Origin of the sequence: Allobranchiibius sp. CTAmp26, from assembly GCF_017565405.1 — a bacterium.
Taxonomy (GTDB): Bacteria; Actinomycetota; Actinomycetes; order Actinomycetales; family Dermatophilaceae; genus Allobranchiibius.
In genome coordinates this window covers 1-10,182 of sequence record NZ_JAGEKR010000028.1, presented here as the reverse complement: position 1 = coordinate 10,182, position 10,182 = coordinate 1, and the positions used below count along the sequence as shown (strand labels likewise).

Here is a 10,182-nt window from a genome sequence, read left to right as displayed (position 1 = left end):
CTTGTCAGGGCCCGCGCGGTGCCTCAACGGGGTCCCGCCGTCGGTGCGCCCGCCTGCCCCAACCACTCGTTTGGGCCCGCTCGGCCCCCAACGGCGCCTGGACACCGTCCTGACAACTCGTTTGGGCCCGCTCGGCCCCGAACGGCGCCTGGACACCGTCCTGACAGCTCGTTTGGGCCCACTCGGTCCCCAACGGCGCCTGGACACCGTCCTGACAATTCGTTTGGGCCCGCTCGGCCCCCAACGGCGCCTGGACACCGTCTTGACAGCTCGTTTGGGCCCGCTCGGCCCCCAACGGCGCCTGGACACCGTCCTGACAGCTCGTTTGGGCCCGCTCGGCCCGAAACGACGTCAGAGACGCTCAGCGACGCGCGTGCAGCGGAGGTCGCTCAGGCGACCGTCAGGCCGAAGCTGCGGATGACCGCGGCCAACCCGCCGGCGTACCCCTGTCCGGTCGCTCGGAACTGCCAGTCGGCGCCCTCGCGCACCAGCTCCCCGAACAGCATCGCCGTCTCGGTCGAGTAGTCCTCGGCGAGGTCGTAACGCACGATCTCCCGGTCGGACCTGGCGTCGACCATCCGGATGAACGCGTTCTGCACCTGTCCGAAGTTCTGGCCGCGCGCCTCCGCCTCGTGGATGGACACCACGAAGACCAGCTTGGCGGCGTTCGGCGGGAGCGCGGGGAGTTCGACGGTGATGACCTCGTCGTCACCCTCGCCCTCTCCGGTGCGGTTGTCGCCCTGGTGGACGACGGCGTCGCCGGGGGAGCGCAGCTGGCCGTAGAAGACGAACCACGAGTCGTCGATGCAGCGCCCGCTGGCATCGCAGACCATCACGGAGGCGTCGAGGTCGAACTCGGCACCGGTGGTGGTGCGGGGGTCCCATCCCAGCCCGGCGATGACTGTGGTCAGGGTCGGAGCTTCCTTGGCGAGCGAGATCGCCCCGCCCTTGTTCAGTGAGATCGACATCGTCGGTACTACTCCTCGCTGTGTCACGACCCGTGTGGAAGACGTCACACTAGTCGCCCTTTCCGAGTGCCTCAGGCGGTAGCACCGATGCGTGCGCCGAGGCGTCGTCACGCTCCGGGAACGAGCCAGCGGTCAGAACGAGAACGCAGCAACAACAACAACATTCGCGCCACCATGTACGCCGCAAAGGTGCCCCACAGCACCATCACAGACGTGCGGGCACCGTGCCGGGCGAGGTCGGCGGAGTGCGCGTGCAGCGCGACCGCGAGGGGTGTGTAGAGGAGCAGCAGCACCGTCTGCACGACCGCCAGTGCCTGCCCGTCGCCGGCACCGATGAGCACGCCGTCGAGCACGAAGACGACGCCGGCGACGGGCGCCAGCAGGGCGATCATCAGCAGCGCGGCCGCGAGCGCGCGACGGACGTCGGCGTCCGGGGTGAACACCACGGGCAGGACGGCGTGCACGAGGCCGAGCAGCACGCCCATGGCCACGCCGGCGCCCAGGCTCCAGCCGAGCATCAACCGGGTGCGCGAGCGCACCAGGGTCGTGTCCCCGGCGCCGAGGGCCGTCCCGGTGAGTGACTGCGCGGCGATCGCGAGCGCGTCGAGCACGAAGCTCAGGAAGCCGAAGACCGTCATCGCGACCTGGTGCGCCGCCAGCGGGACGTCACCAAGAGCCGTGGCGCACCAGGTGGTGAGGAGCAGGACGGCGCGCAACGCCACCGTGCGCACCAGCAGGGGTACGCCGTGCCGGGCCGATCGCAACACCCCTGCCGGCCGCGGAGCAAGCGAGGCGCCCTCGGACCGGGCGCGCCGCACGACGACCAGCGCCAGCCCGGCCGCCATCCCCCACTGGGCGAGCACGGTGCCCCAGGCCGAGCCCGCGATGCCGAGATGCACGCCGTACACCAGGACGAGGTTGAGCCCGAGATTCGCGGCGAAGCCGACGGTGGTGGCGACCAGGGGCGTGACGGTGTCCTGGAACCCGCGCAGCACACCGGTGGCGGCGAGCGCGAGCAACATGGCCGGCAGACCGAGGGCGCTGATGCGCAGGTAGACCCCCGCCTGGGCGAGCACCTCCCCTTCGGCCCCGAAGACGCGGCAGACGGGTGTGGCGAAGACGGTCACCAGTGCGGCGGTGACGACGCCCACCCCGACCGCGAGCCACATGCCGTCGACGCCCGCACCCAACGCGTCGTCCTGCCGCCCCGCGCCCACCCAGCGGGCGACGAGAGACGTCGTCCCGTAGGCGAGGAAGACGAACACGTTCGCGGCGGTGAGCAGGGCCGCGCTCGCGACTCCGAGCCCCGCCAGGGGCGCCACGCCCAGGTGTCCGACGATGGCGGAATCCGCCAGGAGGAAGAGCGGCTCGGCGACGAGGGAGAGCAGCGCCGGGATCGCGAGGCGCAGGATGATCCGGGTGTCGCTGCGCTCCATGCTGGACAGGGTAGAGGGCGCGACCGACGGCCCGTGTCCGCGATATGAGACATAGCGATCTCGAAATATGAACGCAATTCGGCGGGTTCGTAGGCGCCCCTTCAAACCTCGTCCTGGCCCGCCATTCCGCGGATAGGTCACGAAACGATCACAGCGCGAGCTGGGTCCGCGGCCCCGGTCGGCGCCGACCAGTCCGGCGGCAATCTGCCGAATGAATTTGGTGAACGCTTGAACTAGGGCATAGTCGTCCTGCCGCGGACCAGCACGGGGGTCCTGCCCGCGGTACGTCGGGCTCCCCGTGCAGTGACGCGCGGACGTGTCCGGTCAGCCTGTTTCCGACTGTCGAAGGATTACGTCCTCATGGGTTCCTACACCCCCCGCCACCTCAAGCACGAGCCGAATCGCCTGCTGTCCTCCGTCGGTCGCCGCAGCGCCGCGGTCGGCATCGGTGCCGCGGTCGTCGTACCGGGTCTGGTGGCGACCGAGCTCGCCTCCGCGTCCACCGCCTCCGCCTCGAGCGCCAACGTCGTCGTCCTGCACTCGGGTTCGAAGGGCTGGTACGTCAAGGTCGTGCAGAAGCGTCTGCACATCCCGCAGACCTCCCGCTTCGACGCCCGCACCCTGCACGCGGTGAAGAACTTCCAGCGCATCAAGCACCTGCAGCGCGACGGCTACGTCGGCCCGCAGACCTGGCGTGCGCTCGGCGGCTTCCCGACGGGCCGCTCGACCGCGCCGAAGTCGTCGCAGTCGACCTCCAACGTGGTCACCATCGCGAAGCGTTACACCGGCGTGCCCTACGTCTACGGTGGCTCGACCCCCCGCGGCTTCGACTGCTCCGGCTTCACCGCCTACGTCTACAAGCAGGTCGGGCACAACCTGCCCCGCACGGCGGCTGCCCAGGCGAACGCGACGCGCCGGGTGTCCTCCCCGCGCCCCGGCGACCTCGTGTTCTACGGCTCGCCGGCGCACCATGTCGGCATCTACGTCGGTGGCGGCAACATGATCGACTCGGCCAAGCCGGGCACCCGCATCCACATCCACGCGATCTGGGGCGCGCACTACTTCGGTCGCGTCTGATGCGCGATCTGCGACCGACCTGACGTCAGGGTCGGTCGCTCCCGAAAGGCCCGGTCCCCTCTGGGGGCCGGGCCTTTCGCATGCCCAGAGAATTGATTGCATCATTCAACCCGGATTATCCGATGGGCGAAACGTCAAGGGGCATCTCACATAGTGGACAAGCCTTGATATCGAAATTCTTTCGGCATGTTGTTCGAAATTTCAACAACTTCATCCGAGGCGGCGAACAGGTGGTGCGCCGAATCGAGCGGAATGACGCGAATTTGACTGAAACAACAAAGATGTAAGTCACACGAGTGCAATTCAGGTTGTCAAATACCTTCCCGGCGAGTCGCAGAAATCCCACCTTTCACATTGGCCACATGACGTGCATAGTCCTCCTGTCGCGGTCGGGGCCGTGACCGCGGACGTCGAGCGACATCGCGTACTGATCTGCCGTGTACCCGCGATGGGCTCTCCAGCCCGTCGCGACCCGACGCCACCGAGAGGCTCCGATGACGACGACAACCAGCCCGCGCCACATGAGGCAACGCCCGGGAATGACCGCCAAGGTCGGCCCGGTCCTGACATCCCGCAACGCCGTCGTGATCGGCGGTGTCGCGCTCGGCACCGCCGCCGTGGTCGGAGGGGTCGCCCTCTCCGCTCCCGCCATGGCGGCGACGGCCGGGTCGAGGGTCGTCGTCCTGAAGGTCGGGTCGAGCGGGTCGCTCGTGAAGGTCGCTCAGCAGCGCCTCGGCGTGAGTGCCGACGGCGTCTTCGGTCCGCGCACGCAGTTCGCGGTCAAGACCTTCCAGGGGCGCCACGGTCTGGTCAAGGACGGCATCGTGGGTCCGTTGACGTGGTCCAAGCTCGGCGGTTATCCCGCCACCGGTTCGGCGCCGGCGCCGAACTGCACGGTCAAGGTGGTGCGGTACGGCGCAACCGGCTCGCTGGTCGCCGCGCTGCAGCAGAAGCTGGGGATCACCGCCGACGGTGACTTCGGACCGCACACCCTCGGCTCGGTGCAGAGTTTCCAGTCCCTGCACGGGATCACCGCCGACGGGCGTGGCGTCGTGGGGCCCGCCACCTGGGCCGCCCTGGGCGGCATGCCCTGCGGCCTCAGCCTGACGCCTCCGGGCACGACGGCGCCGGTGAGTGGCGGCAGCGGCAGCGGGGCGCCGACCACGACGGCCGCCAAACTGACCCAGGTCGTCAGCATCGCCAAGCAGTACCTGGGCGTGCCGTACGTCTACGGAGGCTCGACGCCTGCAGGTTTCGACTGCTCGGGGCTGACCCAGTACTCCTATTCGCACGCGGGCCTGACCCTGCCGCGTACGGCTGCCGCGCAGCAGGCGTACATGCGGCAGACGTCCTCCCCGCTGCCCGGTGACCTGGTCTTCTTCGGCACGCCGGCGTACCACGTGGGGATCTACATCGGGAACGGCCAGATGATCGCGGCTCCCTACCCTGGTGCCGTCGTCCGGATCCAGACCTACATCAACGTCGCGAACTTCGGCACCTTGCGCTGACCCTCTCCACTTCGCACGTCGCGACCAGCGGCCGGGCACACCTTCGGGTGTGCCCGGCCGCTGTTTCCATATCGCGCCGAGAGGGCGCTCCGCGGCACGGGTGCGTAGCACCTGGCGGAGGCCCGGCAGCGGCCGCCAGCATGCGGACAGCGACGCGAATTACTTTTCGTCCACATCCGGTGTACGACGTCCGCGCTGGTCAGAGGCGTTTCCCGGGGCGCATCCGATCTTGTCCACACCGTTGTCCACACCCTGTGCACACAGCGTCGCGGCGCTTTCCCCACCTTTCCCACAGGTTGTCCCGAGGGTGGGTGAACGACGCTTTGGTGTGTCGCCCGTGGGGGTCCTACGGTGTCCACGCAGCCCCTGCCGGGCGACGTTTCGCGTGGACAGTTCCGAACGGACTCCGCTCGTCGTCATCTCCCGTCCGACCCGGCCACGGTCTGTCCTGTCGGCCCGTCGATGCGGTCCTGGCGGGTCGTCGTAGGGATGCCGCTGCTGGTCGGTGTGGGTGTCCGTCAGTGCTTGTCGGTGCTCGGTGATGGAGTGCGACGTATGTCCGAAAGAGAAGGGGATGCGCGTGTCGATCGCTGAGCTCGAGGGCGCCTTCGGGGGCGGGTCGAGGGACCCGCTGCTGCCGCCGCAGGACGTGCATGCCGAGCAGTCGGTGCTCGGCGGCATGATGCTCAGCAAGGACGCGATCGCCGACGCCGCCGAGGCGGTCCGCGGTGTCGATTTCTACCGGCCGGCGCACGAGGCGATCTACGAAGCCGTGATCGACCTGTACGGCCGGGGCGAGCCGGCCGACGCGATCACCGTCGCCGATGAGTTGGGCAAGCGCGGCGATCTCGCGCGGATCGGCGGCCAGGCCTACCTGCACGAGTTGATCCAGTCCGTGCCCACGGCGGCGAACGCCGGGTACTACGCCGCGATCGTCGCCGAGCGGGCGGTGCTGCGACGCCTGGTCGAGGCCGGCACCCGCATCACCCAGATGGGCTACGCCAGCGGTGGCGGCTCGGTCGTCGATGTGATCAACGAGGCGCAGGCGGAGATCTTCAAGGTCACCGGGTCCAAGGACAAAGAGGACTACGTCCGTCTCGGCGACGTCATCGAGGAGACCGCCGACGAGATCGAGGCGGCCAGCAGCACCGCCGGCCAGATGACCGGCGTACCGACCGGGTTCACCGAGCTGGACCAGCTCACCAACGGCCTGCACGCCGGCCAGATGATCGTCGTCGCGGCGAGGCCCGCCGTCGGCAAAAGTACCTTGGGGCTCGATATAGCTCGGGCCGCGTCGATCAAACACGGTCTGACCTCGATCGTCTTCAGCCTGGAGATGAGCCGCTCTGAGATCACCATGCGGTTGCTGTCCGCCGAGGCCAATATCCAGCTGCAGCACATGCGCAAGGGTTCGATGCGCGAAGAGGACTGGACGAAGATGGCGTCCACGATGGGTCGCATCGCCGAGGCGCCGCTCTTCATCGACGACTCCCCCAACATGTCGCTGATGGAGATTCGCTCCAAGTGCCGGCGGCTGCGCGAGCGCGAGAACCTGCGGCTCGTGGTGATCGACTATCTGCAGCTGATGAGCAGCGGTAAGCGCGTCGAGTCACGCCAGCAGGAGGTCTCGGAATTCTCGCGTGCGTTGAAGCTGCTCGCCAAGGAGCTCGGCGTGCCGGTGATCGCGATCTCGCAGCTGAACCGTGGCCCGGAGCAACGCACCGACAAGAAGCCGATGATGAGCGACCTGCGCGAGTCCGGGTCGATCGAGCAGGACGCCGACATGGTGATCCTGCTGCACCGCGACGACGCTTTCAACCGCGACTCCGAACGTCCCGGCGAGGCCGACCTGATCGTCGCCAAGCACCGCAACGGACCCACCGACACCATCGGCTTGGCGTTCCAAGGCCACTACAGCCGCTTCACCAACATGGCCAAGGAGTTCTGACCGCTTCGCGTATCCGGGACGCGAGGAGCGGGGAGAAGCTGCCGGCCGGTCAGTACCCCGAGAGCAGCGCTTGCAGACGGGCAAGTCCCGGACGCGTCAGATGGCTGTGCACCCGCCCACGGTCGTCTGGGCGTCTTCCCCAGATGAACACATGGCGCGCGCCGTGGTCGATGTCCACGGCCGGCTCGTCCAGGTCGTCCTCGGCCCATACGAGGCGCGCTTCTCCGCTGGAGATGACCACGCGAAGATCACGCTGACCCGGGCTCCGCAGTCGGACCGCGAAGTCGTCGTCGGGATCGGGGTCGTGCGTGCGGCCCGCCACCAGGAGCACCTGCCCCAGCTCGCCGACGGAATGCTCGACCAGATCGGGCTGGCCGAGCAGCCCGCGGCTCACGTCGTCGTCGCCCGCGACATCCCACCGGTGCAGGGCATGTTCGTTCCGCAGGTGTGGCACGAACTTCGCCACCGCCATCTGCCGTCCCGTCCACGGGATCATCGCATCGGGCTCCCGGTCGAGGACGTCACCGACGACCGCCCGCATCCGACCCTCTTCACGATCCAGCCGGGACAGCAGCTGCGCATGGGTCATCGCCTGCAGCGGCGCCTCGCGTTCTTCGAAGCTGCGCGTCTGCGGGACCGGGTCGCCCTGCAGATAGGGCTGAAGATGCCGCACGACCTCCACCGCGATCCCCGCCACATGTGCGGCGATCTCGTGTGTGGTCCACCCCTCGCATGCACTGACCGCGGAAGGGTCCGTCGCGTCGATCGTCGCCAGGAACGCGTCCGCTTCAGCACTGCGTTCGATCATCGTCACATCTCCTTCGCCTGTCCTCAGCGTTGCACGCCGAGGCGGCGCGAGTCAGGCGTAAGGAATCGGGGCGGTGCCCGCGTCGAATCTCGTTCGCGGATTCCCGCGCCCGGCACGGCTCCTCGGATAAGAAACGCGCCGGGAGTCACCCGCGCGCTCTTGGAGCAGCCGTTGACGCGTGATCCATGCGGGATGAGCGGCGTCTGGCCTCCCGCACTTTCGGAATCAATTGCGGATCCAGCAGCCGTACAGCTCGAGAGAATTCCCCCACGAGCCATGTTCGCGCTGCGAGAACAGCGCTACTCTCGCAAAGCAGGAACTAGGTCTCTTTCTACGGAGGAATCGCTGTGGCCACTGCTCACGAAAGCGTTCACGCCTATGCACCGCACGCCGACAAGGCCGTCATCGACAAGATGGCCTCGACGTATCGCCTCGTACTGAGTAACCGAGACGCGTCACTGGTGTCGGCCAGCGATCCGGCGGAGTTGAAGACGGTCCGAGAGAACTTCCTGAAGAAGAAGCTCGGCCTCACGCAGAGTGACGCTGAACTCGACGCGGCCATCAAGGATGTGCTGGCCCAGATGAAGGACGGCAAAGCCAATCCGCGCCTTGCCGTCTACTACCTGCTCGCGGAGAAGTTCGACAAGCTCGACGTCTTCAAGAGCTGAGAGCGTGGGTGGGGCGGGCGTCACCCGTGGTGGTGGTGACGCCCCGTACGGCGTGCGCTGATGTGTCATCGCCTGTGACCCCTCGGGTTCCGGCCCGGATGCCCCCACGCACGCTGCGGCACTGTTGGATGGGGCAATGAGCGTCGCCGACTGGTTCCTGACCCCCGCCGAGCGCGGCAATCCTGCGACCCGTCTGGACAGCCGGCACCCCGACGGGCAGCCGTGGACTTCCGGTAACGAGGTCGTCCCCCTCGTGCACGGCGCCGCCTACTTCGATCGGCTGTTGCGGTCCCTCGCCGAGATGCGACCGGGGGACCTGGCGATGTTCACCGACTGGCGCGGCGACCCCGACCAGCGTCTCGACGAACATGGTGTGGACGTCACGACAGCCCTCTGCGACGCGGCCGCCCGGGGCGTGGTGGTCAAGGGACTGGTCTGGCGCTCGCACTTGGACAAGCTCTCGTTCAGCGAACAGCAGAACCGTCACCTCGGGGAGGAGATCGAGGCCGCCGGCGGTGAGTGCCTTCTCGACATGCGGGTGCGTCCGGGGGCCTCCCATCATCAGAAGTTCGTGGTGCTGCGCCATCCCGGTCGACCCGAGCTCGACGTCGCGTTCGTCGGAGGCATCGACCTGTGCCACAGCAGGCGCGACGACGCGCGGCACGCGGGTGATCCGCAGAAGCAGCCGATGGCGGCGATCTACGGCGAGCGTCCGCCCTGGCACGACATCCAGCTGATGGTGCACGGCCCGGCGGTCGCCGATGTGGAGACCACGTTTCGTGAGCGCTGGGAGGACCCGGCCCCACTCAGTCGCAATCCCGTCAATGTCCTCAGTGAACGTCTGCGTCACGACGCCCGCACCGCCGGTCCGCTACCGGCCCAGCAGCCCGATCCCGCGCCCCGCGGCAGCGCGAACATCCAGCTGATCCGCACGTACGGCAACCGGCATCCGGGATACCCGTTCGCTCCGGACGGTGAACGCAGCGTCGCGCGTGCCTACACCAAGGTGATCGGACGGGCCGAGCGGCTGATCTACGTCGAAGATCAGTATCTGTGGAACGCCGAGGTCGTCGCCCGGTTCGCCGAGGCGCTGCGGTCCACCCCGTCGCTGCATCTCATCGCGGTGATCCCGCACTATCCCGATCAGGACGGCAAGATGTCGATGCCGCCCAACCTCGTCGGACGCCAGGCGGCGTTGAACTCCCTGTATGCCGCCGCCCCGGGCCGGGTGGCGGTCTACGGAGTCGAGAATCCCGCCGGGACCCCGGTCTACGTGCACGCGAAGGTCTGCGTCGTCGACGACGTGTGGGCGTCCGTCGGCTCGGACAACATCAACCGCCGGTCCTGGACGCACGACTCCGAGCTCGCGTGCGCGGTGGTCGACGAAGCGCTCGACGTCCGTGAGCCGCAGGTCCTGGACCGCTTCGGTCACGGAGCCCGCCGGTTCGCCCGCGAACTGCGACTGGAACTCGCCCGCGAGCACCTGGACCTCGACGACGACACCACCCTGATCGATCCGGCGCGGGCGTTCGAGGCGTTCGCCACGAGTGCCGCGCGCCTGCAGGCGTGGCACGACGGCGGGGCTGTCGGACAGCGGCCGCCCGGCCGGCTGCGGCCGTATGAACGCCCCCACCTGTCACGCCGCACCCTCGCGTGGGCGACGCCGCTCTACCGGATCGTCTACGACCCGGACGGGCGTCCGCTGCGGATGCGCTACTCGCACCGCTTCTGACCGCTGAGACGAACATCGAGCACCGCCGGATCGATCC

General features: G+C 68.3%; 8 protein-coding genes. 5 read left to right on the top strand and 3 right to left on the bottom strand.

Translation table 11 applies throughout. The features are described 5' to 3' along the window. Window positions 1–389: 389 nt before the first annotated feature. Together J4030_RS17205 and J4030_RS17200 are read right to left on the bottom strand one after the other, a co-directional pair. The gene (locus J4030_RS17205; protein WP_208050467.1) at window positions 390–968 is read right to left on the bottom strand and encodes a TerD family protein; all 579 of its coding nucleotides are present in this window, start codon (window positions 966–968) and stop codon (window positions 390–392) included. Window positions 969–1,075: 107 nt separating this feature from the next. Beyond that, a complete protein-coding gene (locus J4030_RS17200) occupies window positions 1,076–2,404 on the bottom strand; it encodes an MATE family efflux transporter (RefSeq protein WP_208050466.1) in 1,329 nt (442 codons plus the stop codon). Window positions 2,405–2,764: 360 nt separating this feature from the next. On the opposite strand from J4030_RS17200, the gene J4030_RS17195 reads away from it, so the two are divergent. From J4030_RS17195 to dnaB, 3 genes are all read left to right on the top strand, one after another. Beyond that, entirely contained in the window at window positions 2,765–3,481 is a 717-nt protein-coding gene (locus J4030_RS17195; RefSeq protein WP_243763555.1) for a peptidoglycan-binding domain-containing protein, read from the top strand. Between the two features lie 494 nt (window positions 3,482–3,975). Next, window positions 3,976–4,989 carry an NlpC/P60 family protein gene (locus J4030_RS17190; protein WP_208050465.1) on the top strand — a complete coding sequence of 338 codons (1,014 nt, stop codon included), beginning with the start codon at window positions 3,976–3,978 and terminating at the stop codon, window positions 4,987–4,989. 580 nt (window positions 4,990–5,569) lie between these two features. Next, window positions 5,570–6,937 carry a replicative DNA helicase gene (dnaB, locus tag J4030_RS17185; RefSeq protein WP_374222009.1) on the top strand — a complete coding sequence of 456 codons (1,368 nt, stop codon included), beginning with the start codon at window positions 5,570–5,572 and terminating at the stop codon, window positions 6,935–6,937. A gap of 49 nt (window positions 6,938–6,986) precedes the next feature. Here dnaB and J4030_RS17180 read toward each other — a convergent pair whose 3' ends face one another. After that, a complete protein-coding gene (locus tag J4030_RS17180) occupies window positions 6,987–7,745 on the bottom strand; it encodes a maleylpyruvate isomerase N-terminal domain-containing protein (protein WP_208050463.1) in 759 nt (252 codons plus the stop codon). A 347-nt stretch (window positions 7,746–8,092) separates the two neighbouring features. On the opposite strand from J4030_RS17180, the gene J4030_RS17175 reads away from it, so the two are divergent. Then, entirely contained in the window at window positions 8,093–8,413 is a 321-nt protein-coding gene (locus J4030_RS17175; RefSeq protein WP_208050462.1) for a DUF2853 family protein, read from the top strand. A 136-nt stretch (window positions 8,414–8,549) separates the two neighbouring features. Beyond that, window positions 8,550–10,145 carry a phospholipase D-like domain-containing protein gene (locus J4030_RS17170; protein ID WP_208050461.1) on the top strand — a complete coding sequence of 532 codons (1,596 nt, stop codon included), beginning with the start codon at window positions 8,550–8,552 and terminating at the stop codon, window positions 10,143–10,145. Window positions 10,146–10,182 lie beyond the last annotated feature (37 nt).

Coding starts and splice junctions, on each gene's coding strand:
- J4030_RS17205 (WP_208050467.1), bottom strand. CDS start 968: ATGTCGATCTCACTGAACAAGGGCGGGGCGATCTCGCTCGCCAAGGAA.
- J4030_RS17200 (WP_208050466.1), bottom strand. CDS start 2,404: ATGGAGCGCAGCGACACCCGGATCATCCTGCGCCTCGCGATCCCGGCG.
- J4030_RS17195 (WP_243763555.1), top strand. CDS start 2,765: ATGGGTTCCTACACCCCCCGCCACCTCAAGCACGAGCCGAATCGCCTG.
- J4030_RS17190 (WP_208050465.1), top strand. CDS start 3,976: ATGACGACGACAACCAGCCCGCGCCACATGAGGCAACGCCCGGGAATG.
- J4030_RS17180 (WP_208050463.1), bottom strand. CDS start 7,745: ATGATCGAACGCAGTGCTGAAGCGGACGCGTTCCTGGCGACGATCGAC.
- J4030_RS17170 (WP_208050461.1), top strand. CDS start 8,550: ATGAGCGTCGCCGACTGGTTCCTGACCCCCGCCGAGCGCGGCAATCCT.